Source organism: Haematobacter missouriensis (genome assembly GCF_000740775.1).
GTDB classification, from domain to species: Bacteria; Pseudomonadota; Alphaproteobacteria; order Rhodobacterales; family Rhodobacteraceae; genus Haematobacter; species Haematobacter missouriensis.
In genome coordinates, this window is record NZ_JFGS01000012.1 from 36,810 (window position 1) to 60,610 (window position 23,801).

25 protein-coding genes, 1 pseudogene and 1 riboswitch are annotated in these 23,801 nt (G+C 66.7%); of the genes and pseudogenes, 13 read left to right on the forward strand and 13 right to left on the reverse strand.

Going from position 1 to position 23,801, the window contains the following annotated elements; translation table 11 throughout:
• Positions 1-2: 2 nt before the first annotated feature.
• The 7 genes and pseudogenes from CG51_RS09435 (at position 3) to CG51_RS09460 (ending at position 5,492) form a co-directional block, all read left to right on the forward strand.
• Positions 3-746, forward strand: a complete 744-nt coding sequence (locus CG51_RS09435; RefSeq protein ID WP_035744265.1) for a sulfite exporter TauE/SafE family protein — start codon at positions 3-5, stop codon at positions 744-746.
• A gap of 192 nt (positions 747-938) precedes the next feature.
• Positions 939-2,096: an NAD(P)/FAD-dependent oxidoreductase gene (locus CG51_RS09440; protein WP_035744267.1), complete on the forward strand. Its 1,158-nt coding sequence runs from the start codon at positions 939-941 to the stop codon at positions 2,094-2,096.
• A 17-nt stretch (positions 2,097-2,113) separates the two neighbouring features.
• Positions 2,114-2,440, forward strand: a pseudogene (locus CG51_RS20925) (SDR family NAD(P)-dependent oxidoreductase); the annotation flags it as partial.
• 88 nt (positions 2,441-2,528) lie between these two features.
• Positions 2,529-2,888, forward strand: coding sequence for an SDR family NAD(P)-dependent oxidoreductase (locus CG51_RS20930; protein WP_276861515.1), 360 nt, complete (start codon positions 2,529-2,531; stop codon positions 2,886-2,888).
• A 200-nt stretch (positions 2,889-3,088) separates the two neighbouring features.
• Positions 3,089-3,847 carry a LamB/YcsF family protein gene (locus CG51_RS09450; protein WP_035744269.1) on the forward strand — a complete coding sequence of 253 codons (759 nt, stop codon included), beginning with the start codon at positions 3,089-3,091 and terminating at the stop codon, positions 3,845-3,847.
• Positions 3,844-4,518 carry a 5-oxoprolinase subunit B family protein gene (locus CG51_RS09455; protein ID WP_035744271.1) on the forward strand — a complete coding sequence of 225 codons (675 nt, stop codon included), beginning with the start codon at positions 3,844-3,846 and terminating at the stop codon, positions 4,516-4,518. Before CG51_RS09450 ends, CG51_RS09455 begins: the two co-directional genes overlap by 4 nt.
• Positions 4,515-5,492, forward strand: a complete 978-nt coding sequence (locus tag CG51_RS09460; RefSeq protein ID WP_051930337.1) for a 5-oxoprolinase subunit C family protein — start codon at positions 4,515-4,517, stop codon at positions 5,490-5,492. Before CG51_RS09455 ends, CG51_RS09460 begins: the two co-directional genes overlap by 4 nt.
• Here the strand turns inward: CG51_RS09460 and CG51_RS09465 are convergent.
• On the reverse strand, positions 5,489-6,424 hold the full coding sequence (locus tag CG51_RS09465; protein ID WP_035744273.1) for a LysR substrate-binding domain-containing protein: 936 nt from the start codon (positions 6,422-6,424) through the stop codon (positions 5,489-5,491). The two genes, CG51_RS09460 and CG51_RS09465, sit on opposite strands and share 4 nt — an antisense overlap.
• Positions 6,425-6,550: 126 nt before the next feature.
• Positions 6,551-6,747: riboswitch (cobalamin riboswitch) on the forward strand.
• A gap of 146 nt (positions 6,748-6,893) precedes the next feature.
• On the opposite strand from CG51_RS09465, the gene CG51_RS09470 reads away from it, so the two are divergent.
• Genes CG51_RS09470 through cobF form a run of 5 tightly spaced genes read left to right on the forward strand, consistent with a single transcriptional unit; the run spans position 6,894 to position 10,896 of the window.
• Complete coding sequence (locus CG51_RS09470) at positions 6,894-7,904, forward strand: ABC transporter substrate-binding protein (protein WP_035744276.1); 1,011 nt, start codon at positions 6,894-6,896, stop codon at positions 7,902-7,904.
• Positions 7,901-8,941: a FecCD family ABC transporter permease gene (locus CG51_RS09475; RefSeq protein WP_084695126.1), complete on the forward strand. Its 1,041-nt coding sequence runs from the start codon at positions 7,901-7,903 to the stop codon at positions 8,939-8,941. Before CG51_RS09470 ends, CG51_RS09475 begins: the two co-directional genes overlap by 4 nt.
• Positions 8,938-9,705 (forward strand): ABC transporter ATP-binding protein, encoded by a 768-nt coding sequence (locus tag CG51_RS09480; protein ID WP_035744279.1) that lies wholly within the window; start codon positions 8,938-8,940, stop codon positions 9,703-9,705. Before CG51_RS09475 ends, CG51_RS09480 begins: the two co-directional genes overlap by 4 nt.
• A 2-nt stretch (positions 9,706-9,707) precedes the next feature.
• On the forward strand, positions 9,708-10,136 hold the full coding sequence (locus tag CG51_RS09485; RefSeq protein WP_084695127.1) for a pseudoazurin: 429 nt from the start codon (positions 9,708-9,710) through the stop codon (positions 10,134-10,136).
• On the forward strand, positions 10,129-10,896 hold the full coding sequence (gene cobF, locus CG51_RS09490) for a precorrin-6A synthase (deacetylating) (protein ID WP_035744284.1): 768 nt from the start codon (positions 10,129-10,131) through the stop codon (positions 10,894-10,896). Before CG51_RS09485 ends, cobF begins: the two co-directional genes overlap by 8 nt.
• Here cobF and cobA read toward each other — a convergent pair.
• The 5 genes from cobA to CG51_RS09515 are packed head-to-tail and all read right to left on the reverse strand — an operon-like array spanning position 10,875 to position 15,190.
• Positions 10,875-11,594 carry a uroporphyrinogen-III C-methyltransferase gene (gene cobA, locus CG51_RS09495; protein ID WP_035744286.1) on the reverse strand — a complete coding sequence of 240 codons (720 nt, stop codon included), beginning with the start codon at positions 11,592-11,594 and terminating at the stop codon, positions 10,875-10,877. The two genes, cobF and cobA, sit on opposite strands and share 22 nt — an antisense overlap.
• The gene (locus CG51_RS09500; RefSeq protein WP_035744288.1) at positions 11,591-12,886 is read right to left on the reverse strand and encodes a cobyrinic acid a,c-diamide synthase CobB; all 1,296 of its coding nucleotides are present in this window, start codon (positions 12,884-12,886) and stop codon (positions 11,591-11,593) included. Before CG51_RS09500 ends, cobA begins: the two co-directional genes overlap by 4 nt.
• Positions 12,883-13,656 carry a precorrin-4 C(11)-methyltransferase gene (gene cobM, locus CG51_RS09505; RefSeq protein ID WP_035744290.1) on the reverse strand — a complete coding sequence of 258 codons (774 nt, stop codon included), beginning with the start codon at positions 13,654-13,656 and terminating at the stop codon, positions 12,883-12,885. Before cobM ends, CG51_RS09500 begins: the two co-directional genes overlap by 4 nt.
• On the reverse strand, positions 13,653-14,015 hold the full coding sequence (locus CG51_RS09510) for a cobalamin biosynthesis protein (protein ID WP_035744420.1): 363 nt from the start codon (positions 14,013-14,015) through the stop codon (positions 13,653-13,655). Before CG51_RS09510 ends, cobM begins: the two co-directional genes overlap by 4 nt.
• Positions 14,012-15,190 carry a bifunctional cobalt-precorrin-7 (C(5))-methyltransferase/cobalt-precorrin-6B (C(15))-methyltransferase gene (locus CG51_RS09515; RefSeq protein ID WP_035744292.1) on the reverse strand — a complete coding sequence of 393 codons (1,179 nt, stop codon included), beginning with the start codon at positions 15,188-15,190 and terminating at the stop codon, positions 14,012-14,014. The genes CG51_RS09510 and CG51_RS09515 overlap by 4 nt, the downstream gene beginning before the upstream one ends.
• Here CG51_RS09515 and CG51_RS09520 point away from each other — a divergent pair.
• Positions 15,189-15,929 (forward strand): cobalt-precorrin-6A reductase, encoded by a 741-nt coding sequence (locus tag CG51_RS09520; protein WP_035744294.1) that lies wholly within the window; start codon positions 15,189-15,191, stop codon positions 15,927-15,929. The genes CG51_RS09515 and CG51_RS09520 overlap by 2 nt on opposite strands.
• Here the strand turns inward: CG51_RS09520 and cobJ are convergent.
• Genes cobJ through CG51_RS09555 form a run of 7 tightly spaced genes read right to left on the reverse strand, consistent with a single transcriptional unit; the run spans position 15,908 to position 23,716 of the window.
• Positions 15,908-16,660, reverse strand: coding sequence for a precorrin-3B C(17)-methyltransferase (cobJ, locus tag CG51_RS09525; RefSeq protein ID WP_035744296.1), 753 nt, complete (start codon positions 16,658-16,660; stop codon positions 15,908-15,910). The two genes, CG51_RS09520 and cobJ, sit on opposite strands and share 22 nt — an antisense overlap.
• Positions 16,657-17,370 carry a precorrin-2 C(20)-methyltransferase gene (cobI, locus tag CG51_RS09530; RefSeq protein WP_035744298.1) on the reverse strand — a complete coding sequence of 238 codons (714 nt, stop codon included), beginning with the start codon at positions 17,368-17,370 and terminating at the stop codon, positions 16,657-16,659. Before cobI ends, cobJ begins: the two co-directional genes overlap by 4 nt.
• Positions 17,370-17,999, reverse strand: a complete 630-nt coding sequence (locus tag CG51_RS09535; RefSeq protein ID WP_035744301.1) for a precorrin-8X methylmutase — start codon at positions 17,997-17,999, stop codon at positions 17,370-17,372. Before CG51_RS09535 ends, cobI begins: the two co-directional genes overlap by 1 nt.
• Positions 17,983-19,107: a hypothetical protein gene (locus CG51_RS09540; protein WP_035744303.1), complete on the reverse strand. Its 1,125-nt coding sequence runs from the start codon at positions 19,105-19,107 to the stop codon at positions 17,983-17,985. Before CG51_RS09540 ends, CG51_RS09535 begins: the two co-directional genes overlap by 17 nt.
• Entirely contained in the window at positions 19,104-22,337 is a 3,234-nt protein-coding gene (gene cobN, locus CG51_RS09545) for a cobaltochelatase subunit CobN (protein WP_035744305.1), read from the reverse strand. Before cobN ends, CG51_RS09540 begins: the two co-directional genes overlap by 4 nt.
• Complete coding sequence (cobW, locus tag CG51_RS09550; RefSeq protein WP_035744307.1) at positions 22,337-23,353, reverse strand: cobalamin biosynthesis protein CobW; 1,017 nt, start codon at positions 23,351-23,353, stop codon at positions 22,337-22,339. The genes cobN and cobW overlap by 1 nt, the downstream gene beginning before the upstream one ends.
• Positions 23,354-23,716, reverse strand: coding sequence for a DUF1636 domain-containing protein (locus CG51_RS09555; RefSeq protein WP_035744309.1), 363 nt, complete (start codon positions 23,714-23,716; stop codon positions 23,354-23,356).
• Positions 23,717-23,801 lie beyond the last annotated feature (85 nt).

Sequence of the window (23,801 nt, forward strand, 5' to 3'; positions counted from 1 at the left end):
GCATGGACAGTCTTCCGCTCATCTTCGCGCTGACGTTCCTTGCCGCAGGCTTCGTGAAAGGCGTGACCGGCATGGGCCTTCCTACGGTGGCCATGGGGGTTCTGGGCACTCTCATCCCGCCCGTCGCGGCGGCGGGGCTGCTGATCGTCCCGTCTTTTGTAACGAATGTGCTGCAATTCTTCAGCGGCCCCTATCCGCGCCGGACGGCGCTACGGTTTTGGCCGATGATGCTGGCGATCACCATCGGCACCGTAGCCGCGCTGCCGCTGATGGTCCGGGCCGACCCGCGCCTCGCCTCGGCGCTGCTGGGTGTAGCGCTGCTTGGCTATGCAGTGTTCACGCTTTTCGCCGCGCCCCGGACGATTCCCGTGCGGGCGGAACGAGCAGCCTCGCCGGTGGTCGGGCTGGTGACGGGTGTCGTCACTGGCGCAACCGGCGTTTTCGTGATCCCTGCCGTACCCTATCTTCAGGCGCTGGGGCTGAAGAAGGATGAACTGGTACAGGCGCTCGGGTTGTCCTTCACGGTCTCAACCCTCGCCATGGCGGCGGGTCTGGCAGGGCAAGGGGCATTCGAGCCATCAGGATTGCTGCGTTCGTGTCTTCTGGTCGTGCCTGCGCTGGCGGGGATGTGGCTTGGCCAGCGTTTCCGCGGGCGGATTTCGCAAAAGGCGTTCCGGCGAGGGTTTCTGATCGTTCTGGCCCTCTTGGGTCTTCAGATGATCGGAACGGCGATTGTTTCGGCATAGCTATCGAATCGACACCCTTTTCGGTTCTGATGCGGCGCAAGATATACATTCCCGTTATACCTGATCGAACCAACCGGTCGGAGACAGGGCAGAAGCCGTGGTATAGGCAGGAAGGGAAGATCGGCACACGAGGTCGCCCATGCCATTCGTCACAGGTGCTTTCGGAGAGATGACCGCGGGGTTTTGCGCCTTATGAGCGGCGTGGTGATCATCGGCGGTGGGATCATGGGCAGCACCGCGGCCTGGTTTCTGCGGCGGGAGAGGTTCACCGGGTCTATCACGGTCGTCGAACCCGACCCCACCTACCAGTTCAGCTCGACCGCGCGGTCGGCCGCTTCCATCCGCACGCAGTTCGGTACGCCGCTCAATGTGCGGATGAGCTTGTTCGGGGTAGAGTTCTTTCGCGGGATTCGCACTGCTTTCGGACCGGAAGCAGACATCGGCTATGCCGAGAACGGTTACCTCATCCTGGGCGGACCTGAGGATGCAGATGCACGTCGCAAGGGTGCTGCCATGCAGCGGAGCGAAGGGGCGGATGTTGCGGTTCTCATGCCGGATGAGATCGCCGCGCGATTTCCGTTCCTCGCTCTGGAAGGGGTGGAGATCGGCACTTTCGGGCGCTCGGGCGAAGGATGGTTTGACGCCTGGTCGCTGCTGTCGCTGATGCGCCGTGCGGCACGGGACTGCGGCGTGACATATGAAAAGGCGAGCGTCCAGGGTTTTGATATCGGTGAGCGGGTGGATGCTGTCCACCTGAGCGATGGCTCACGCCTTGCGTGTGACATCTGCGTGCTCGCGGCGGGGGCCGCTTCAGGCGCGCTTGCAGCACTGGCGGGGATCGCGCTTCCTGTAAGCCCGCGCAAACGGTCGGTGTTCAACTTTCGCGCACCCGTGGCGCCAAAAGGCTTTCCCATGCTGTTCGACAGTACGGGCATCTGGGTCAGGCCGGAAGGCGCGGGCTTCATCGGGGGCGTTCAGCCCCCGCCGGACCAAGACCCGGACGCGACAGGCGATTTCGAGCCGCATCATGACCTGCTGGAAGACCCGTTCTGGCCTGCCCTCGCCACCCGTATCCCTGCGATGGAGCAGCTGCGGCTGGAACGGTCGTGGGCGGGCCATTATGAGGTCAATTCACTCGATCATAACGGAATCGTCGGTCAGCATGATGAGATCGGCAACCTGATATTCCTCACCGGCTTCTCCGGCCATGGGGTGATGCATGCGCCGGCGGCAGGGCGTGCCGTCGCCGAGCTGGTGACACAAGGCGGTTACCGCAGTCTCGATCTGTCCCCGCTCGGATATGGACGGATACGGGCCGGGGCGCCGCTCCATGAAACCGTGGTTTATTGAGAGGACGGGCTATGGCTATGAGGTTTGCTGACAGGGTCGTGGTCATCACGGGCGGCGCGCAGGGCATCGGGCGAGCCTGCGCGGAACGCTTCCTTTCGGAGGGTGCCAAAGTGGTGCTCGCCGATGTGGATACGTCCAGACTTGCACGCACGGCCGAGGAAATCGGCACGGCGGAGACGGTGCTTCCGGTGACCACGGATGTGTCGCGCAAGGCTGATGTGGATGCGCTGATCGCCGCGGCTGTCGCGCAGCTGGGACGTGTGGATGTGATGGTCAATAACGCCGGGGTCTGTCCGGTCGCCGATTTTCTGGATTTCACTGAAGAGCAATATGACAGGACGCTCGCCGTCAACCTGAAGGGGGCCTTTCTGGGTACTCAGGCCGCTGCAAGGGCCATGATCGCGGCGGGCCGGGGGGGGGGTCATTATCAACATGTCCTCTATCAACTCCGGTCTCGCCAACCCCTCGGTCGCGCCCTATGCGATTTCCAAGGGGGGCATGAATCAGGTCACCTCCACCGCCGCCGTGGCGCTCGCGCCTCATGGTATCCGCGTTTGCGGCGTCGGCCCCGGCACCATCGCGACCGAGATCATCAAGGGCGCCTTTACCGAGCGCGCAGGGATGAATGCGATCCTCGCGCGTACGCCCATGGGGCGGCTGGGGGAGCCGGAGGAAATTGCCGGCGTGGTGGCATTCCTCGCCTCCTCGGACGCGTCCTACATCACGGGGGAGACGATCTATCCCGACGGGGGGCGGCGGATACTCAACTATACCGTTCCTGTGCGGGAGTGAGCGATGGCTGTTTTGCTCGATAGACTGCCGAAAAACGATTGCGGGGTTGCCCTGAAGCCGAGACCCTCCCCCCATTGTGGGAAATCGACCCGGAAATGGCGAGTTCTGGATTGTGACCAGACGAATTACCTGACGTTCAACGTGAGCTGGGACCGATACCAGACGTTTCAGCAGGCTGTTAACGCCCTGCGGCGCGCGCCATGAAGGTCGATCTGAACGCCGATCTGGGCGAAAGCTTCGGCCCTTGGGTGATGGGCGACGACATGTCGATGCTCGATCTCGTCACTTCGGCGAATGTGGCCTGCGGAGGCCATGCGGGTGACCCGGAAACGATGTTCGAGACGCTTCGCGCCGCTTCGGTCCGTGGCGTGAGCGTGGGTGCTCATCCGGGTTTCGCAGACCGGGAGGGCTTCGGACGCCGCGTGATCCCGATGCCCGCGGCGGAGATCGGGCGGCTCGTGGCGGCGCAGGTGGGGGCGCTGACGGGTATTGCAGCGCTCGCCGGGGCGGAGGTGCGCTACGTGAAGCCGCACGGGGCGCTCGGAAATCTGGCCGCTGATGACCGCGCCGTGGCGGAGGCCATCGTCGGAGCGGTCGCCGCATTGCCGGGAAGGCTGGCGATACTGGCGATCTCCGGCACGGTTCTGGAGCAGCTGGCGCGGGCGGCTGGCGTCCCGGTCTACTCGGAGATATTCGCGGATCGCGCCTATCTTCCGAACGGGCGGCTTGTCCCGCGCTCGCGGGAGGGTGCCATGCTGCACGATGCGGACGAAGCGGCAGAGAGGCTGATCCGATTTCTGGACAGCGGCCGCATGCCGGTGCTCGGCGGCGATCCGATCCCGCTCTCCGCACAGTCCGTTTGCGTGCATGGCGACAGTCCGGGAGCGGTGGTCATGGCGCAGCAGGTGCGCAGCGGGCTGGAGAGGGCGGGGGTCACCGTCGCGCCCTTTATGTCGTGAAGAAGCCGGTTTTTCGCCCGGTCGGAGAGCATGGCCTGCTGGTCGAGTTCGGCGATGAGATTTCCGCTGACATCCATGCTCGCGTTCTTGCGCTGGACAGATTGCTAAACGCCGCGCCCTTTGCCGGCTTCCGGGAGGCTGTACCGGCCTACGCCGCTCTCCTGATCCGGTTCGATCCGCTCGTGACAGATCACGGCATCGTTCACCGTGCAGTGGAGGCGCTGCTGCACACCCCGGTCAGCCCGCAAGCGCCCTCGGCGTTGCGAGAGGTCGCAATCTGCTATGATGAGGATTTTGCACCGGACCTGGCGGCTGTAGCCCGCCATGGGGGGATGACCCCGGAGCAGGTGATCGCCGCGCATCTGGCTGGGGAGTATCGTGTCTTCATGTATGGCTTCGCGCCAGGCTATGCCTATCTCGCGGGCGTGCCGGAGGCGCTGCGCATGCCGCGGAAAGCGACCGCTGTCCGGGGTATTGCCGCGGGAAGCGTCGTGATCGCCGGGCCGCAATGCCTTGTCACCACCCTCACCATGCCGACGGGATGGTGGATCATCGGGCGATCACCCACGTCGATCCTGACGGGTGATCCCGCGGCGCCGTTTCTTTTCGACGTCGGTGACAGAGTGCGCTTTCGGCGCGCGAGCCGGTCGGAATACGAGAATATGAAATGACCGGGTCCGCCGCGTTGTCGGTCATCTTCGCAGGCCCGCATGTCTCGGTTCAGGATAGCGGGAGGCCGGGCCTGATGCGGTTCGGTGTTCCCCAATCCGGCCCGATGGACCGCATTGCCTTTGCTGCGTCGAATATCGCGCTTGGCAATCCGCCAGATGCGCCGGCGATCGAGGTGTCGCTTGGGGGATTGAAGCTTCAGTGCCTTTCGGGAGAGATTGGATTTGCCGTGGCGGGCGGCGGCTTCCGCATCGATCATGCCGGGAGACAGCGTGGTTCATGGACCATGGCCACACTCCGTGCGGGCGAAGTGCTGGTTATCCGGCCGGGACAATGGGGAAGCTGGTGCTACCTCGCGCTCGCCGGAGATCTGCTCACGCGCTCCTGGCTCGGAAGCCACGCCACCCATGCACTGTCGGGCTTCGGTGGTGGCAGGCTCCAGGCCGGACAAATACTGAATATCGGGGAGGCGCGGGTGACGGCCGAGGGGGACGTTCCTTGCCCGGTCTTCGCCCGTCCGCCCCGGTGCGTACATGTGACCCTCGGCCCGCAGGACAGGTTCTTTTCAGCCGGGGCGCTGGAGACATTCCTTTCGACCTCATGGCGTATGACCGAGGCCTGGGACCGCATGGGTGTGCGGCTTTCCGGTCCGCCGATCACACCCTCTGCCGCGCTCGACATGCCTTCCGAACCGATCACCCGCGGTGCCGTGCAAGTTGCGGGCGACGGGGTTCCCACCGTTCTGCTCGCGGACCATCAGACGACCGGGGGGTACCCGAAGATCGCCACGGTGCTGGACTGCGACCTTGACGCTTTCGTTCAGTTGCGGCCCAATGACATAGTGAAGTTTCAATGTGTTGCGCCGGAGCAAGCCATTCTTCGCGCGCGGGCCGCTGCGGCAAGGGCCGCGCGCTACCGACAGGGGATCGAACGGCGAGTGGTGGCGGCAATGCAAGGGGAAATGCTATCGCCCTAGTTGCCGTCCGGCAGGTGCCCTTCCCATGTCCCGGCGTGGACAAGGGCGGCTGTTTCGCTCACCACCGTCCGTTCGAGATAGTCCAGCAGGCGCGACGGGCGGCGGTCCACGGGCACGGTCAGCATGAGCCTCCAGCCGGCCCGCGGATCGACCAAGGGCGCGATGCCGAGGCTGCCGCGCCCGATGTCCTCGCGAATGGGCGACGCGGGAAGGACCGTATAGCCGAGCCCGCTCTGTACCATCTCCTTCAGAACCGAAAGGCTGTCCGCTTCCAGCACGACATTGGGGGCGACCCCCGCCGTCTGGACGAGCCTCTCCACCGTCTCCCGCATTCCGTGCCGGCTACCGGAAAGGATCATCGGCAGCTCCGCCAGCTGCCGCGCCGCCACCGGGACTGACTGGTCAAGACCGCTGTCGGCAGGCCCCACAAGAAACAGTTCCTCCTCAAGTAACGGAGAGGCGCGGAGCCATCGCAGCGGTTGCGTTTCGTAAAGGATGGCGATGTCCAGGTCTCCGCGTCTCAGCCAGTCCATGAGGAAGGCCGAATAGGCGCTGACGATCCGAAGCCGTGCCTGCGGGTGGGCGCGCCGAAACGCGCGGGCCAGCGGAATGGCGAGGATCGCGGCCACGGTCGGCGGCATGCCGATGGAGGCTTCGCCGCGCAGGGGCGCATCATCTCCGCCAAAGGGAAGGCTGCGGATCGCCTCCAGTTCCCTCATGATCTGCCGCGCATGCAGGATCAGCTCCTGTCCCGCCTCGGTCAGCTGCATGCCCCGCCCGTGACGGCTGAACAGCCGGGTGCCGAGTTCCTGCTCCAGCAACCTGACTTGCCGGCTGAGCGCGGGCTGCGCGATATGCAGCCGTTCGGCCGCCCTCGAGAGGCTTCCGAGTTCGGCGACATGCAGCACGGTGCGCAACTGGGCGATATCCATGGGTCAGCAATAGCGTGATAGCGGAGACCGCGGTAGCCACGACCGCTCGCCTTTTCTGCCCGTTAGAGCCCTGTGTGATATTCGGTGACACTCGCTTGGGCCCGGCTTGCCGTGCGGTCCGTTATGGGATACGGGTCGGCTGTCGGTTTCCGAGAGGAATTGAAAGGGAATCCGCCGCCAGCCCATCTGGCGAACCGGAACTGCCCCCGCAACTGTAGGCGGCGAGGAATACTGCAAACATGCCACTGTGGTGCAGACCATGGGAAGGCTGCAGTTTCCGTTGACCCGCCAGTCAGGAGACCTGCCGACGTCTGAACGCAACACGGCCCGGACGGGGTGTCCGGGGAGGTGCCATATGACGTCTGTCCAGCGGGTGCCCCGGCGCGCCCGACCAGCCATATCTGCACAACGGCCCTTGGCCGTTCCTCTCCGCATCCGCCGGGACCATCATCCTGATCGGAGAGATCGCATGATCGCGCGAAACATTCTGGCCGCCTTGCTGGGCGCGGCGGCCGTGGCATCCCCCGCGCTCGCGGAGAGTCCCTATCCGCTTCATTTGAAGAATTGCGGTATGGACCTGACCTTCGACGCAGCTCCCGCCAGCGCGGTGACGGTCGGCCAAGCGGCGACCGAAGTGCTCTATGCGCTGGGGCTGGCTGACAAGGTGGCGGGAACCTCGGTCTGGTTCACCGACGTGCTGCCTGAGTTCAAAGACCTGAACGCCGGGGTGGAGCGACTCGCGGACAATGATCCGAGCTTCGAGTCCGTCGTGGGGAAGCGCCCCGGACTGGTGGTGGTTCAGTATGAGTGGCACGTCGGGCCGCAGGGCATCGTGGCCACGCGCGAGCAGTTCCGCGACGTGGGTATCCCCACCTACATCCTGCCTGCCGACTGCTGGAAAAAGGATAATGCGGTAGGCTCGGACGGCACCCGGTCCGCGATGTTCGAGATGGAAAGCATCCATGCGGGGGTGCGGGAGCTCTCCCGCATCTTCAACGTGCCAGAACGGGGCGATGCGCTGGTGGCCGATCTCCGTGCACGGGAAGAGGCTGCGACAGAAAAGGCACAGGCGCTGGGGTTGAAGGATGCCTCTGCCGTGTTCTGGTTCTCCTCGGCGGAGATGGATGTCGATCCTTACGTCGCCGGTCGCAAGGGTCCGCCCGCTTACATGATGGAAAAACTCGGCCTCAAGAACATCATCGAGAGCGATGAGGAATGGCCGGTGGTGAGCTGGGAAACCATTGCGCGCGCCAATCCGAGCGTCATCGTGATAGCCCGGATGGACCGTCGCCGGTTTGAGGCGGACGACTATGAGAAGAAGCTCGCCTTCCTGAAGTCGGATCCGGTCGCCAGCCAGATGGATGCGGTGAAGGCAAACCGGATCGTCGTGCTGGACGCCCATTCCATGGACCCCTCCATCCGTAATGTGAGCGCGCTTGAAACGCTTGCCGATGCGCTGCCCTCCTTTGATCTGAAATGACCGCTGACATCGGCCTGCGCGCGCGCCTTGCTGCCCCGGCGTGGATCGCTGCGCTTGGGGCCGGTGTCCTCGTCCTGGCGATCCTTGCCGGGGTCGTGATCGGTGAGATGCCGCTGCCCGTGGAAACGGTTGCGGCGGTCCTGGCGAACCGGTTGCTAGGGGCGGCGCAGTCTGTCGATGCGATAGAGGCGGCAATCATCTGGAACTACCGGCTGCCGCGGACACTGGTCGCCGCGGCCTGTGGGGCGGGGCTGGCGCTCTCCGGTGTCGTGCTTCAGGCGCTGATACGCAATGCGCTGGCCGACCCGTATCTGCTGGGCGTGTCCGCCGGGGCATCGACGGGGGCGGTTGCGGTGACCATCCTCGGGCTTGGCGGCGGGGCGATCGGGTTGTCGGCGGGGGCCTTTGGCGGGGCAGCGCTGGCCTTTCTGCTGGTGGCAGCGCTCGCCCGTGCGGCGGGCGGCGGACCAGCGCAGCTCGTGCTTGCCGGGATCGCCGGATCGCAGCTTTTCAACGCTCTGACGAGCTTCTTCATCGCCAAATCCGCGAATGCGGAGCAGGCGCGCGGGATCATGTTCTGGCTGCTGGGCAACCTGTCCGGGGTGCGTTGGCCCGATGTGGCGCTGGCCATTCCGGTGGTTCTGCTCGGGCTGATCGTCTGCGTCGCCCATGTCCGCGCAATGGATGCATTCTCCTTCGGCGCGCGCTCCGCGGCGTCGCTCGGGATTTCGGTTCGGCGGGTTAACCTGCTGCTGATCGGCGCGACGACGCTGATGACCGCCGTCATGGTGAGCCTCGTCGGCTCCATCGGCTTCGTCGGTCTGGTCATTCCCCATGCTGTCCGGTTCGTGGCCGGGCCGCGGCACGGGGCGTTGGTGCCGCTTTCCGCCTTGACGGGCGCGGTGTTCCTGATTGCCGCCGATATCGTGTCCCGCATGCTCATTCCTGGGCAGGTCGTGCCCATAGGCGTGGTTACCGCCCTGGTCGGGGCGCCGGGCTTCGCGCTCATCCTGATCCGCAACCGGAGGTTATCATGAGGGTTCTGGCCAGAGATCTCGGCTGGCGCGTTCAGGCCCGGTCGCTGGTGGAGCGGGTGAGCCTCGACGTGGCATCGGGTGAGACGCTGGGGTTGATAGGGCCGAACGGATCGGGGAAATCCACGCTCCTCCGCCTCATCGCCGGGCTGGTTCCGCGGGGTGAGGGGGAGGTGTGGCTGGATGACGTTCGGCTCTCCCGGCTTCATCGGCGGGAGGCTGCCCGCCGTATCGCCTTTGTCGAGCAGCAGGCCGACACGGTGGAAGCCCTGACGGCTCGGGATGTGGTCGAACTGGGCCGAACGCCATGGCTCTCCGCGCTCCGGCCGTTCGGCGAAGAGGATGACACCATCGTGGAGGAGGCGCTGGCCGCGGTGAAGATGCGTCATATGGCGGCGGCGCTCTGGTCAACCCTGTCCGGGGGGGAGCGCCAGCGTATCCATATCGCCCGCGCGCTTGCACAGCGTCCGCGGCTGCTGCTTCTGGACGAGCCTACCAATCATCTTGATATCCACCATCAACTCGGCCTTCTCCGACTGGTGGAACAGCTTCCCGTGACGGTGATCGTAGCGCTCCACGACCTCAATCAAGCCATGGGCTGCGACCGGATCGCGGTGATGGACGGCGGCAGACTTGCCGCTTGTGGCCCACCGGAGGAGGTGCTGACACCCGCACGGTTGGCCACGATCTTCCGCGTCGGCGCGCGCCGCCTGACCGATCCCGCCGATAGGGCGACCATTCTGCGTTTCTGCTGCCTTGAGGAATGACGATGCGATACGTGAAACATGCCGCCCTGATGCTCGCGCTGATGACGGGTCCGGTCCTTGCTGAAACCCATGACGTGAAGATGTACAATCGGAGCGAGAACGGGGCGATGATCTACGAACCCTCCTACCTCCGCATCGCGCCGGGGGATACGGTGCGCTTCCTGTCCACCCAGCCCGGCCACAATGCCGCGACCATCGACGGGATGATCCCCGCGGGTGCCGATGCATTCAAATCGAGGATCAACGAGGACTTTGCTGTCACGCTCTCTGTCCCCGGTTCCTATGGCATCAAGTGCTCGCCCCATTACGCGATGGGCATGGTGATGCTGATCGACGTGGGTGAGCCTGCGGAAGCCGACCTGCCGCCCGACCTGCCCAAACGGGCGTCCGAGCGGTTCCGCCAGATTCTGGACGCGCGGCCGGATGACTGATACGCTGGAAGTCATACTGATCGGCATTGGCACGGGAAATCCCGAGCATCTGACACTTCAGGCGATCCGGGCGCTGAACCGGGCGGATGTCGTGCTCCTTCCCCGCAAGGGCGAGGAAAAGGGCGATCTGGCCGCACTCCGTCGGAGTATCTTCGCGGATGTGGTCAGCAACCCCGCGACGCGGATGGTCGAGTTCGACATGCCCGTCCGCGATCCGTCGATCCATGACTATCTCGCACGTGTTGACGAGTGGCACGATGCGATTGCACGCGCCTGGCAGGACGCATTGTCGGCATATTCCGACACGCGAGTGGTCGCACTGATGGTCTGGGGGGATCCGGCGCTCTATGACAGCACGCTCCGCATTGCGGGCAGGCTTGGGCGACCGGCGCGCATCACGGTCATTCCGGGCATCATGGCGCCGCAGGCCCTGACCGCCGCACACGCCATTCCCCTGAACGCGGTGGGGGAGCCATTCCTCGTCACGACGGGGCGACGGCTCCGGGAGGAGGGTTGGCCGGAGGGCGTGGAAACACTTCTGGTGATGCTAGACGGAGAATGCGCCTTTCGGACTTTGGAGCCTCAGGACGTGACCATCTGGTGGGGAGCATTTCTGGGCATGTCGAACCAGATCGTCGATCACGGCCCGCTGGCAGAAGCAGGCCCGCGTATCGTGGCGGCGCGGGCCGCCGCGCGGACAGAACATGGCTGGATCATGGATACCTATCTTCTGCGCCGTCACTCGGCGAGCGCACCATAGAGGATCAGCGTCGGCGCCTCCTCCCGCAGCGCGACGGCCAGCCGCGCTGCGAGACCGGCCACCGTGTCACGGTGGAGAAGTTGACGCGGGGTCGAGACACCTTCGGCCATGAGCGCGGGGGTATTCTCTGGCAGGCCCTGCGCGATCAGCCGCTCGGCGAGTTCCGGGAAGGTTGCGCGTGCCATGAAAACCGCCGTGACCGCGCCCGGATCAGCAAGAGCGGCCCAGTTCAGTTCTTCCGGCAGCGCGCCCGTCACGTCATGGCCGGTAACGAACTGTACCCGCCGCGCGATGCCGCGCCGGGTCAGCGGAATGCCCGCAGCGGCGGCGGCGGCGCAGGGCGACGGCACTCCGGGAATGATCTCGAACGGGATTTCCGCCTGGTGGAGGGCGGAGATCTCCTCCTCGAGCCGCCCGAACACGCCGGCATCTCCGGATTTCAGCCGCACGACAAGGGCACCGGTCCGGGCGTGATCGACCAGCAGCCTGCTCACATGTGACTGCCGGGGCGAGGCGCGGCCCGCTCGCTTGCCGACGGAGATCAATTCCGCGCCGGGGGGCGTCATGTCGAGGATTGGACCAGCGGAAAGGTCGTCATAGAGCACGACCTGCGCCCGACGCAGACGTCTGGCGGCTTTCACCGTCAATAGCTCCGGGTCGCCCGGGCCGGAGGAGACGAAACTGACGAAGCCGGTCATGAGGCCCTCGCGATCAGGTGGAAGAACGTGCCGCTGACGGTTCCCCGATGGGAGCCTGTCTCCGCCACCGGCGCGCCGTCGGCGTCCTCGACACGGGCCAACGGCGCGTCTGGCTGTGAGAGAATTGTGGAATAGTGGAATTCGTGTCCTCTGAGCCGCGTTCCCGCAGGGAGACCGGGGAGTGGCGCCCGCAATTCGGCCAGCCGGTAGCCGAGGTGCATGCGCCGGGTGGCGTAGCTGGTGACAAGGCCAAGCAGCCCCGCCATCAGGTGCGAGGTGCCATGCGCGTCAACCAGCGTCTCGCCCAGCACCATGTAGCCGCCACACTCCCCGTGAACGGGCCGCGTCGCTGCGAACCGCCGCAGACCCGACAGGAACCTCTCTGACGCGGCGATTGGGCCCGCGTGAAGTTCGGGATAGCCGCCGGGCAGCCAGCAGAGGTCCGCTTCTGGAGGCGGCTCATCGGCGAGCGGGGAAAACGGCAGGATTTCCGCACCCCGCCGATGCCAGCCGTCCAGAAGATGCGGGTAGGCAAAGGAAAAGGCTGCGTCCCGCGCCAGGGCAATCCGCTGTGCAGGCGGCGGCAGGTGCTCTGCCTCGAACGCCATCGTCCCGCCGGAGGCGGCGGCCTTCAGCGCGGCGAGGTCCAGATGCGTGCGCAGGAAAGACGCGTATCGGGCGACGGCTGTCTCCAGATCGGGGTGTTCCACAGCCTGCACAAGCCCCAGATGCCGCTCCGGCAGGGTCAGATCACCCCGCCGAGGCAGGGCGCCGAAACACGGGATGCCGACTTCCTCCAGAGACAGGCGGCACAGCCGCTCATGCCGGGGGGAAGCGACGCGATTGAGGATCACTCCCGCGACGCGGACACCCTTGCGGAGCGCGCCCAAACCCGCCGCGACTGCCGCCACTGTCTGTGCCTGACCTGAAACATCCAGGACCAACACAACCGGCCAACCCGTCATCGCGGCGATGTCGGCGCTGGCCCCGGTTCCGTGTTCGCCCGCTGTCGCCACCCCGTCGAACAGCCCCATGGAGCCTTCCGCCAGAGCCATCTCTCCGCCCCGTGCCAGTTGCGCGCCGAGGAGACCGGGGGGCATGGCCCAACTGTCGAGATTGAAGCTCTCACGCCCGGATGCAGCGCGGTGAAAGGCCGGATCAATGTAGTCCGGCCCACATTTGTAGGGCTGCACCGCAATGCCGTCCTCCGCCAGACAGCGGAGCAGGCCGAGCATTACAGTGGTCTTGCCGGAGCCTGACCGGGGGGCGGAGACAAGGAGGCCGGACGTCATGGTTTCACGGCGTCCAGCCGGCCTGCGCGAAAGCGTCGGTCGTAATCAGCGGCATAGAGGCGGCTTTCCTCGAATCCATCCTGGGCGAGCGCGGGGCCAACAAGGATGAGCGCCGTCCGCTCCATCGTCTCGCCCACAAGCGGGACGATGGAGGCGAGGGTGCCGCGCACCACCCGCTCCTCTGGCCAGCTTGCCCGCCACACCACCGCCACCGGGCACTCCGGCCCGTAGTGGTCTTCAAGCTCAGCCGCGATTTCGGCCAGCCGGTGAATGGACAGATGAAGGGCCAGCGTGGCTCCGGTCGCGGCAAAGGCCGCCAGCCGTTCTCCACCTGGCATCGGCGAGGCGCGCCCGCCTGTCCGTGTCAGCACCACGCTCTGGGCAACGCCGGGAAGCGTCAGTTCCACGCCCAGAGTCGCGGCAGCGGCGGCAAAGGACGGCACACCGGGGGTCACCGTATAGGGTATGTTTAGCGCGCGGAGCCGGCGGAGCTGCTCCCCCATCGCCGACCAGACGGAGAGATCGCCGGACTGCAGCCGCGCCACGTCCTGACCCGCGCCGTGAGCCGCCGCGATTTCCGCCACGATGGCGTCGAGATCGAGGGACGCGGTATTCACCAACCGGGCTCCGGGAGGGCAGTGAGCCAGCACCGCCTCCGGTATCAGCGATCCGGCATAGAGGCAGACAGGGCATGCCGCGATCAGATCACGGCCCCGAAGGGTCAGCAGGTCGGGCGCGCCGGGACCGGCGCCGATGAAGTGGACGGTCATGGAATGTCTCCCGTTACGGCGAGGGCGGCTGTCGCCATCCGGTCGCCGGATATGGCTCTGGCGCCTGCCAGCCGCCCGCCCGCTCCGGCCGCCGCGAGGGCGCAGGCCTCCGCCACGGAGCCGGTGCCACGGGCCGCACGGGAAGCGGCGCTCTCGCTTAGCGTGGATTGGGCCGACATGGCGTGTGGCGCTATCGGGATCAGCAGGTAGCCTGCTTCGCGCAGGGCGGTTGCCGCGGTGTGATGGAGCTTGTCCTGCGGCAGCGCGAGGCGACGGCAGTCTGTCGCGCCGGCCCGTTCCAGTGCGTCGAGCACGGAGTCCATCGTCGCAGCTGTCCGGAACCCGATACCGGCGATCATCGGGTGATGCTCCATTGGACCACCGGGTAGCTGGCCTTCCAACCCCGTTTCCGCCCCAACGGACGGGCCTCCGAAAGCTCGATGCGCAGGAGGCTGCCGCCATGAACACCATGCCAGCTGGCAAGCAGCGCCTCCGTCTCCAGCGTGACGGCATGGATCACGAGGCGCATGCCGGGCGCGAGCCGCTTCCAGAGCGAATGGAGCAAGGCGTCATCGGCACCGCCACCGACAAAGACCGCATGCGGATCAGCTAGCGTTGCGAGCACGTCCTGTGCCGCGCCCGTCCGCACTTCCAGTGCCACGCCGAAACTGGCGGCGTTGCTCTGGCAGCGGAGGGCGCGCGCGGGGTCCTGCTCTATGGCGATGCAGCGGGTGGTGGGATCGCAGAGCATCCACTCGATACCGACGGACCCGGAGCCAGCGCCGATATCCCACAGCAGTTCCCCGTGACGTGGTGCGAGCGCCGAGAGCGCCAGCGCACGGATCGGGCGCTTGGTGATTTGTCCGTCATGATCGAACAGGCCGTCCTGCACCCCCGAGCAACGCGGGATTACCGGGCCCTTACCGGCGATTTCGATCGCGGCGATCACCAGCGGATCAATCCCGGCCAACGCAAATTCCGCCGCCGTGGCCTCCCGGATACGCTCCGACCCGCCCCCCAACCGTTCCATCAGGGTAAGCCGCGTCTCGCCGAAGCCCTCGCCGGTGAGCCATTCGGCAAGTTCGCCAGCCGCCCTGCCGTCCCGAAGCGTCACAATGGCGCGTAGGCCGGGTGCAAGATGGCGGCGGAGCGACCGCAGCGGTGCTGCGTGAAGGCCCAGCCGCAATGTTTCCTCTTCCCGCCAGCCAAGACGCGCCGCGGCCAGAGCCGTAACCGAGGGTGCCGGGAAGGCGCGCCATTCCCCTCTGTCCAGCCGGGCCGTCAGCGTTCCCCCCGCGCCGTGCCAGAAGGGATCGCCGGAAGCGAGCACTGCAACCTTCCTTCCCCGCAGCCTCAGGACCGGCTCCACCGAGAACGGCACAGGCCAGGCCCGCCGCTGCGGATGATCTATCATTCCCAGGTGTCGGGAGCCGCCGAAGACCACCTCTGCCGCCGCGAGGGCACGGAGGCTTGCGGCGGACAGGCCATCCGGGCCATCTTCGCCGATACCGATGATCGAAAGCCACTCACCCATGCGTCCGATCCTGATACTTGGCGGCACGACGGAAGCCAGCCATCTTGCCGGCGCGATGGCAGATGCGCAGCTCCCGGCGATCCTTTCCTATGCCGGACGCACGCTCACACCGCGCGCGCAGCCGGTTCCTGTTCGGATCGGCGGCTTCGGCGGGGTGGAGGGGCTGGTGGAATATCTCCTGCGGGAGGGGATCGGCAGGGTCGTGGACGCCACGCATCCTTTCGCGGCAAAGATAAGCCGCAATGCGCGTACTGCCTGTCACAGGACAGGTATACCGCTTCTCCGGCTGGAGCGCCCTGTCTGGAGGCCGGCAGCGGGGGATCGCTGGGTGTCGCTGCCCGATATGGAGGCTGCAGCGGCTGCGCTGTCCGGGGTGCCGAGAAGGGTGTTTCTCGCCATCGGACGGCAGCATCTGGGCGCCTTCGCGGGAGTTCAGCAGCATCGCTACCTGCTCCGTCTGGTCGATCCGCCCGTGACACCGCCGCCCTTCCGGGATTGCAGTGTCGTCATCGGGCGCGGGCCCTTCGATACCGGGGCGGAGCGGGCGCTTCTTGAGAGGCACGGCACGGAAATCATCGTCACCAAGAATGCCGGCGGGGAGGGGGCAAGGGCCAAGCTCCATGCGGCACGCCTGCTGGGCCTGCCCGTGCTGATGGTCGAGCGGCCCGCCAGTGCGGGTGAGAGCGTAGCGAGAGTGGAGGACGTGCTCCGCTGGTGTCATGCCGACCTCGGGGTATAGACGAAAGGGCCGACCCGGCGTGTCCGGGATGAGCCGACAATGACCATGGTGCGCATGTCCGCCATTTCCGGCAACGCCTCCGAAAGGGCAACCGTTCGGAGCTCCTGATCGGGGGTGGACACGGCGCGGGCAAAGATCAGCAGCCGTTCCGGTTCGCACAGCTGCCGCAGGGCGGCCAGCACGGCACCGAACTGTGCGGGTCGCGTGCGGGATCGGGGGTTGTAGAACGCCATGGCGAAATCCGCCTCCACCGCGAGCCGCACACGCTTGAGCACGAGATCGAAGGGTTTGAGATTGTCGGAGAGATTGATCGCGCAGAAATCGTGCCCGAGCGGAGCACCAGCCGCGGCCGCCGCCGCAAGCATGGCGGTGATGCCAGGGAGGACGCGGATGTCTGGCTCTGCCCGCGATGGGCTCTGCGGCAACTTCTCCAGCGCCTCGAACAGCGCCGAGGCCATGGCGAAGACGCCGGGATCGCCGGAGGAGACGATCACCACCCGCCGCCCCTCCGCCGCGAGACACAGCGCGTGACGGGCGCGCTCCAGCTCGTCCCCATTGTCCGAGGCATGACGCGATAGCCCCTGACGCGGGGCGATGCGGGCGACATAGGGCTGATAACCGACGACGTCGGTGGCTTCGGCCAACGCCTGCTCCACCTCGGGCGTAATCATGCGGGAGGCACCGGGACCAAGGCCCGCCACGGTGATCCAGCCGGGCTGCGGAGCGGTCATGGTCTCCGCCCTCGACCGTGCACGAGCACGATGGAGAAATACGGAACCTCGCCCTCCACTTCGCGCAGGGGGCGCACCCGTTCGGTGGGCATCGTGCCGTTTTCCACCAACCAGGCATCCGCGAGCCTTCCCGCGGTGGCCAACGCGCGGTGCAGCTTGGCGAGATTTCGTCCAATCTTCATGACGACCAAGGCATCCGTGTCTTCTGCGCGGCGGGCGAGTTCCGCCTCCGGCAGGGTCGCGGGAATCACGGTCAGCACATCATCGCCCCACGTGATCGGCCGGCCTGTCGCGGTCCAGCAGCCCGCCATGCCGGGAATACCGGGCACGACATCCACCATTCCGGCGGGCAAGCGCGAATGCAGATGCATGAAGCTGCCGTAAAGAAAGGGGTCTCCCTCGCAGAGCACGATCACATCGGTCTCCCGGGTCTGCTCGGCCAGGCGTGTGGACCAAATGTCGTAGAAGGGGGCGAGGGCGGCTCCGTAAGCGGGGTCGCGGAAGGGAACCTCCGTCGTCACCGGATATTCCATCGGCCATTCCTCGGCCGCGGCGGGGATCAGCCCGTCAACGATGCGGCGCGCCTGTCCTTCCCGTCCGGGCTTGCGGAAGTAGGCGACAACCCGGGCAGTGGTCAGGAGCCGATGTGCGCGCAGGCTCATCAGGTCAGGGTCTCCTGGGCCAAGGCCGATGCAGATGACCTTTCCCATCATTCGCTCCGACTGGCGAGAGCGTTGACAGCCGCTACGGTGACGGCGGAACCGCCAAGCCGTCCTTCGATCGAGCACCATGGCGCGGGGTTGTCTGCGATGAGCGCCGCTTTGGACTCCGCCGCTCCGATGAATCCTACGGGGCAACCAACGATTGCCGCCGGACGTGGGCAGGCCGGGTCCTCAAGCATGTTGAGCAGGTGAAAGAGCGCGGTGGGTGCATTGCCGATCGCGACGACCGCGCCCGCCAGCCACGGACGCCACAGCTCAACCGCCGCGGCGCTTCGGGTGGTTGCCAGCCGGTTGGCCAGATCGGGAACCTCCCTTTCGTGAAGGGTGCAGATCACCGCGTTGCCGGTGGGTAGGCGGGTGCGGGTGATGCCCTCCGCCACCATGCGTGCATCGCAAAGAACCGGTGCGCCCGCTTCCAGCGCCGCGCGGGCGACAGTGGCGAAATCGCGGGAAAAGCGGATATGCGCCGCCAGTTCCACCATCCCCGCGGCGTGTATCATCCGCACGGCGACGATCTCCTCCTCGGAGGTGAAGCCGGCAAGATCGGCCTCGGCGCGGATTGTGGCGAAGCTGGCGCGATAGATGGCCGCGCCGTCTGTTTCATAAAGGTGGGGCAAGCGGGCCTCTCAGCAGGGTATGAACGTCGTCGATGGATAGATCCTGAAGGGCGGGGGGGTCGCACGCACGCCCGTTGCGGATCAGGTCAAATCTGCCCATGCGACCGGTGAGCGTGATGTCTGCGGATCGGGGATGCGCACAGCCCTTTGCACATCCCGACACATGCAGCGATGCTGAACCCGGCAGGTGCGGGGCCAGCCCCGCTGCCAGCTCCCGTGTCACCACGCTTGCAGAGCCACAGGACGGCTTCCCGGGACAGGCGCTGACCCGGAGCCGGGGATCGGCCGGGTCGATGATCCAGTCCGGCGCGGGCGCCACCACCGCCCCCACGAGCACCGACCGCCAAGGGGTGAGGCGCAGGGGTCCCGTGGCGAGCGCGCGGAGCGTCGCCGCCGTCAACCGCCCGAAGGGGAGCGCCACGCAACTCCCCGCTTCCGTCTCGGCCGGTTGGAGCGGCTCGCCCCGTAGCGGCGGAGAAGCGGCTTTCAACGGAGGCTCACCGCCCGCGGTGATGAGGGTGGACATGCGGCGATGGTCGGCCGCATGCGCGCTGAACCACCTGGCGATATCCATAGCCCGCTCGACGGCTGTTGCCGCGCTGACCCGTTCCCCAAGCGCCATCCCGTCCGCGCGCACAATCAACCCCTCCTTCGCACGTTCGAGCCGTATATCGGCGGAGGCGCCGCCGAGGATCGCCCTTGCGCCGGTATCCACGGCAAAGCCGAATTTCGCAGGGAGGTCCAGATCCTCCGCCAGCGCGGCCTCCAGCGCGGCGCTCAGCCCGAGGGTCTCTGGATCATTCGTTATGGGGGTCGTCAGGATGTTCCGCCGCGCTTCCCTCGCGGGATCATCGTCGAGCAGGTCGAGGGTGTGCAGCGCCTGGTGCAGTTCGGGAAGCGATTTCTGCCGGATGCCACGGAACTGAAGACTCGCGCGGTTACCGAGATCGAATTCCCCAGACCCGTGCGCTTCCGCCAGATCGGCGAGGGCCAGCGCTTGCCCGATTCCGAGGCGTGAGGCCCGGGGGCGAAGGCGGACTATCAGCCCATCCCCGGATTCCATGGGGCGGAGCGCGCCTGGACACCAGCCCTTTACGTTGTGGCTCATGTCAGCCCCGCTGCGCGGCTGTTGGAACGGGATCGCCAGAGCCCCGCTTCGGCAAGAGCTGCGAAACACCCCTCCATGGCGTCAAGCGCCGCCGGATTTGCATGGGCGAGGAAAGCCCGAACGTCCGGTTCATCGAGCGTCGCCGCGTGGTAAAGGTCAAACAGATGCGTGGGCACGACACCAGCGAGATGGGCAAAGGCGGCCATGTGGTCGAGCGTGGCGGCGATTTCCGCCGCGCCGCGAAAGCCGTGCCGCATCATGCCGCGTATCCAGGCGGGATGGCTTGCCCTTGCCCGGACCACCCGGGCGATTTCCTCAGCCAACGGACGGGCGCGGGGGCGTTCGGGCCGCGTCGCGTCAAGGTGGTAGAGCGCGGGCGGCATCGCCCCGATCCGGGCCATTGCCGCCGCGAAACCGGCCTCATGCGCCGCATAGTCTTCGGCCAGGAGAAGGTCCGTCTCGGGGAGATCCTGCGTGTGGACGAAACTGTCGGCGTTTCGCAAGCGCTCCTCCAGCGCGGCACGGGCGGGTGCACCGTTCGCGTCATGGGCAGAGGCCGCGAGCCATGCCTCGCCCGCCGCCTGGCGCCCATCCTCCGTGAGATCGCCGAGCGTAATGCCAAGACCATAGCTGCCGGGTTTCGGGCAGAAGACCCGGGGCCCTCCGGGCGATGCGACGTAGGGATTCATGTCAGCGGCCTCGTCCCTGAGGGCGAGCGCCCCGATCGCGGCTTCGAAAAGCTGTGCAAGATCGGGAAAGACATCCCGGAACAGGCCCGAAACCCGCAGCGTCACTTCTGTCCGTGGCCGATCCATGAGGGCGAGGGGAATGATCTCGTAACCCGTCAGCCGGTCGGAGGCATCGTCCCAGACGGGCCTCACACCGGCGAGATGCAGCGCCATGGCGAAGTCCTCTCCCGCCGTTCGCATCGTCGCCGAGCCCCAGAGATTGACCACCAGTCCGCGTGGGTAATCGCCCCTATCCTGCAGGTGGCGCCGGACCAGTTCCTCGGCCAGTTTTACCCCCTGTGCGTGAGCCGCGCGCGAAGGAACGGCGCGCGGGTCCGTGCCGTACATGTTGCGCCCTGTCGGGAGAACGTCACTGCGCCCGCGATAAGGTGAGCCGGACGGCCCGGGCAGTATTGGCTTGCCGGAGAGGGCGGCGGGAAGAGACCTTTGCTCCGCCTCGACGGAGGCACGATCCCCTGCCAGTCCGCCCCCCGCCTGCGGCGTGCCGCGACCCCATATGTGCAGTCCCTCGCCGAACTGGCTTTCCTTCACGTCGCAGACGAAGCGGTCGATACGCGGGATCGCCTCCGCCGCCGATGCGTTCCCCGGAAGGCCAAGGTCGTCCTCGATGCCCGCCCGCTGGGCCTCCTCGCGAATGGCGGAGATCAGCCGGGTGCGGCGCGGCGGGTCCAGCCCGTCGGCGGTGGAATACTCATCCAGCAGACGCTCGATCCGCAGAAGTTCCGGTGAGAGGCCGCTCTCGGCCAGCGGCGGGGGCAGATGGCCGAGCGTCACGGCACCAAGGCGGCGGCGTGCCTGCGCGGCCTCTCCCGGATCGTTGACGATGAACGGGTAGATTACCGGCATCGCGCCGGTCAGCGCCTGCGGCCAGCACACAGGCGAAAGCGCAGCGGCCTTGCCGGGCAGCCATTCCAGCGTGCCATGTGCGCCGATATGCACGATGGCATCCACCTGCTCGCGCAGCCAGAGGTAGAAGGCGGCATAGGCGTGGCAGGGGACGCGGGTCGTATCGTGATAGGCGTCCTCCCGGTCCTCTCCGCCGCCGCGCTCCGGTTGAAGCGCCAGCAAAAGGTTGCCGCGACGGGTGGCGTGAAAGGCGAAGTCCGCACCCGCGACATCGCCGTGGGTCGCGCGCAGCTCCGCCTGCAATGCTTCGGGAAGGCTTTGGAGTGCGTGGCGGTAGGAGGCGAGGGGCCACTGCACTCTTTCGTCGAGTGCCGCTTCCAGCGCGGGGCCGGAGGGCGCCGAATGGCCTGCCTCGCGCAAATCCTCAAGCATCGCCTCTGCCGATGCAAACACGTCGAGTCCTACGGCATGTGCCGCTCGGTGGGCCTTGCCGGGGTAGGTGGACAGGACAAGCGCCACGCGTCGCTCTGCGGGAGGCAGCATCGCAAGCCGGTGCCAAGCGCGCACACGGGCGACCGTCGCGGCAATACCGGGCGCATCCGCCCCATGCCGGGACTGGGTGAACTGCAGATCCGCATTCCGCGCCCGCTGCTCCTTGAAAGAAATCACGCCTGCACCGATCCGCCCGTCCACCTCCGGCAGCGCGACATGCATGGCCAGATCGGAGGGGGAAAGGCCGCGCCCGGACTCCTGCCACGCCGCGCGTGTGGACGTGGCGTGGATAGCCTGAAACACCGGCACACGGGCCGCTTCGAGCGGCGACGCCCCCTCGCTTCGGGCGGAGAAGGCGGTAGTGTTGACGATCGCGACAGGTGCCAGCGCAGGCAAGATGTCACGAAGCCATGCGGCGGCCGCGCTGTCCTTCAGGCTTGGCAGGAACAGACCCGCGGCGCGAAAGCCCTCCCGTTCAAAGCCCCGGATCAGTTCCGCGATCCCATCCGTATCCGCAGAAGCGAGCCAAGCGCGATAGAACGGAAGGGCGACAAACGGCCGTGTGTCGCCGGGCGGATCGCACGTCGGGCCGGTATCGGGATGCCAGAAGCCGAAGGAGGGCAGCGTCTTGGACCCGGGGACGGGTCCGGCATACAGCCCCGCGGCCAGAGCAAGCTGTGCCAGAGCCCCTTGCGCCGCGATTTCTCCCCCTGCTTCGCAGAGGGTGGAAAGCCTTCGCAGCGTCGCCAAGGGGAGCGTGGAGGCAACGTCCAAAGCCGGATCTGGGCACCCGTCGGCAGGCAGGATGGCAAGGGCGATGCCCCTCTCCCGTGCCAGCCGCGAAACCTGTTCCACGCCGTAGGACCACCATGATGCGCCCCCGATGAGCCGGATCAGAACTCCCTTGGCCCCCGAAAGCGTACGGTCAATATATGTGTCCACGGACAGCGGATGGGCGAGCGCGGACAGATTGGCCAGCCGCAACGAGGGCAGCCCCTCCCGCCCCCGATGCCAGCCCGCCGCGAAAGCCCCGAGATCACTGTCGGAGAACGACAACACCACAAGATCCGCAGGCGATTGCCCCAGATCCTGCGGCGTGGCCGTCTCCTCCAGCCCGTGGCTTTCGCGGAACAGGACGTGCATCAGAGGAGCGCCGCCCGCACGGCTTCGGCATCGAGATCGCCCTTCTCCGCGATGACGACGAGCCGCCCCTGCCGCGGCTGCTCCCCCCAGAGGCGGTCGAACTGATGGCGAACGCGCGGGCCGACGGCCTGCACCAGAAGGCGGAGTGGTCTGTCCCTGACCGCCACATGTCCCTTCACGCGGAGAATCCTCTGCTCGCCCGCCAGCGCGGCGACCCGGTCGGCCAGCGCCTGCGGATCGGCTATCTCCGGCATGTCGAGGACAATGGTGTCGAAATCGTCGTGGTCATGCTCCTCCTCCCCGTCGTGGTGGGAGGGGCGGGCGTCCAGCCCATCTTCTGCGGCGGCGTTGAGCCCAAGCACGACGCGGGGGTCGATCATCCCCTCGGTGAGTGCGATCATCGGCAGCGCGCGGGGTGCTTCGGCTCCGATTATCCTGCGCGCTTCCGCCAACCCGGCCTCACCGGCCAGATCGGCCTTCGACAGCAGCACGATATCCGCGCAGGCGATCTGATCCTCGAACACCTCCGACAGCGGCGTTTCGTGATCGACCTCCGACGCGTCGCCCGGATGCGCTGGATCAGGCGCGAAAAGGCCCTTCGCAACCGCTTCTGCATCCGCCACGGCCACCACGCCATCGATCGTGATCCGCGAGCGCAGGTCGGGCCAGTCGAACGCCTTCAGCAACGGCTTCGGCAAGGCAAGGCCGGAGGTCTCGATCACGATATGATCGGGCCGCGGCTCCAGCGCCATCAGCCGCTCGATGGAGGGGATGAACTCATCGGCGACGGTGCAGCAGATGCAGCCGTTGGTAAGCTCGACGATATTCGCCTCCGGGCAATCGGCATCCGCACAGGCGCGGATCAGGTCGCCGTCCACCCCGACATCGCCGAATTCGTTGACCAGCACCGCCAGCCTGCGCCCGCCGGGATTCTGCAGAAGATGCCGGATCAGCGTGGTCTTTCCCGCGCCCAGAAATCCGGTGACGATGGTGACGGGGGTCTTTTCGATGGACATTCAATCCTCCAGAGGCGGGATGCGGGCGATGGTGTTCTTGCGGATGACCTCGGGTCGCGCACGCCACGGCACCACGCCATCGGGCGCGGCCGCATAGGCGTGGATCATGGCGATCAGGTCATCGAGGTGGAGGTCCGGGTTCAGGGCGCCCTGCACATAGGTCCAGCGCCCGCGCCCGCGAAGGACCACGGCGCAACCCTTCGAGCAGGCCGACAGGCATTGCTGGCGCCGGTGGTCGATGCCCGCGCGCGCAAGCGCGTCAGACAGACGCGCGCCATCGCGGGGCGCATCGGGGGCCACGGTTGAGTCGGCACCTTGCAGGCGGCAGGTGGTACAGACCACCAGTTCCATCGCATCGCTCATCGGCCCCTCCGGCCAGACGGTCTTGGCGGACGGGCACAGAACGGGGTTGCCGGAACGGCAATCACCGCCCTGCGGCACACCCCGG

Excerpts from the sequence above, each read along its gene's own strand:
- CG51_RS09435 (WP_035744265.1), top strand. The coding sequence starts at position 3 with ATGGACAGTCTTCCGCTCATCTTCGCGCTGACGTTCCTTGCCGCAGGC.
- CG51_RS09440 (WP_035744267.1), top strand. The coding sequence starts at position 939 with ATGAGCGGCGTGGTGATCATCGGCGGTGGGATCATGGGCAGCACCGCG.
- CG51_RS20930 (WP_276861515.1), top strand. The coding sequence starts at position 2,529 with ATGTCCTCTATCAACTCCGGTCTCGCCAACCCCTCGGTCGCGCCCTAT.
- CG51_RS09450 (WP_035744269.1), top strand. The coding sequence starts at position 3,089 with ATGAAGGTCGATCTGAACGCCGATCTGGGCGAAAGCTTCGGCCCTTGG.
- CG51_RS09460 (WP_051930337.1), top strand. The coding sequence starts at position 4,515 with ATGACCGGGTCCGCCGCGTTGTCGGTCATCTTCGCAGGCCCGCATGTC.
- CG51_RS09465 (WP_035744273.1), bottom strand. The coding sequence starts at position 6,424 with ATGGATATCGCCCAGTTGCGCACCGTGCTGCATGTCGCCGAACTCGGA.
- CG51_RS09470 (WP_035744276.1), top strand. The coding sequence starts at position 6,894 with ATGATCGCGCGAAACATTCTGGCCGCCTTGCTGGGCGCGGCGGCCGTG.
- CG51_RS09475 (WP_084695126.1), top strand. The coding sequence starts at position 7,901 with ATGACCGCTGACATCGGCCTGCGCGCGCGCCTTGCTGCCCCGGCGTGG.
- CG51_RS09480 (WP_035744279.1), top strand. The coding sequence starts at position 8,938 with ATGAGGGTTCTGGCCAGAGATCTCGGCTGGCGCGTTCAGGCCCGGTCG.
- CG51_RS09485 (WP_084695127.1), top strand. The coding sequence starts at position 9,708 with ATGCGATACGTGAAACATGCCGCCCTGATGCTCGCGCTGATGACGGGT.
- cobF (WP_035744284.1), top strand. The coding sequence starts at position 10,129 with ATGACTGATACGCTGGAAGTCATACTGATCGGCATTGGCACGGGAAAT.
- cobA (WP_035744286.1), bottom strand. The coding sequence starts at position 11,594 with ATGACCGGCTTCGTCAGTTTCGTCTCCTCCGGCCCGGGCGACCCGGAG.
- CG51_RS09500 (WP_035744288.1), bottom strand. The coding sequence starts at position 12,886 with ATGACGTCCGGCCTCCTTGTCTCCGCCCCCCGGTCAGGCTCCGGCAAG.
- cobM (WP_035744290.1), bottom strand. The coding sequence starts at position 13,656 with ATGACCGTCCACTTCATCGGCGCCGGTCCCGGCGCGCCCGACCTGCTG.
- CG51_RS09510 (WP_035744420.1), bottom strand. The coding sequence starts at position 14,015 with ATGATCGCCGGTATCGGGTTCCGGACAGCTGCGACGATGGACTCCGTG.
- CG51_RS09520 (WP_035744294.1), top strand. The coding sequence starts at position 15,189 with ATGCGTCCGATCCTGATACTTGGCGGCACGACGGAAGCCAGCCATCTT.
- CG51_RS09515 (WP_035744292.1), bottom strand. The coding sequence starts at position 15,190 with ATGGGTGAGTGGCTTTCGATCATCGGTATCGGCGAAGATGGCCCGGAT.
- cobJ (WP_035744296.1), bottom strand. The coding sequence starts at position 16,660 with ATGACCGCTCCGCAGCCCGGCTGGATCACCGTGGCGGGCCTTGGTCCC.
- cobI (WP_035744298.1), bottom strand. The coding sequence starts at position 17,370 with ATGGGAAAGGTCATCTGCATCGGCCTTGGCCCAGGAGACCCTGACCTG.
- CG51_RS09540 (WP_035744303.1), bottom strand. The coding sequence starts at position 19,107 with ATGAGCCACAACGTAAAGGGCTGGTGTCCAGGCGCGCTCCGCCCCATG.
- cobN (WP_035744305.1), bottom strand. The coding sequence starts at position 22,337 with ATGCACGTCCTGTTCCGCGAAAGCCACGGGCTGGAGGAGACGGCCACG.
- cobW (WP_035744307.1), bottom strand. The coding sequence starts at position 23,353 with ATGTCCATCGAAAAGACCCCCGTCACCATCGTCACCGGATTTCTGGGC.
- CG51_RS09555 (WP_035744309.1), bottom strand. The coding sequence starts at position 23,716 with ATGAGCGATGCGATGGAACTGGTGGTCTGTACCACCTGCCGCCTGCAA.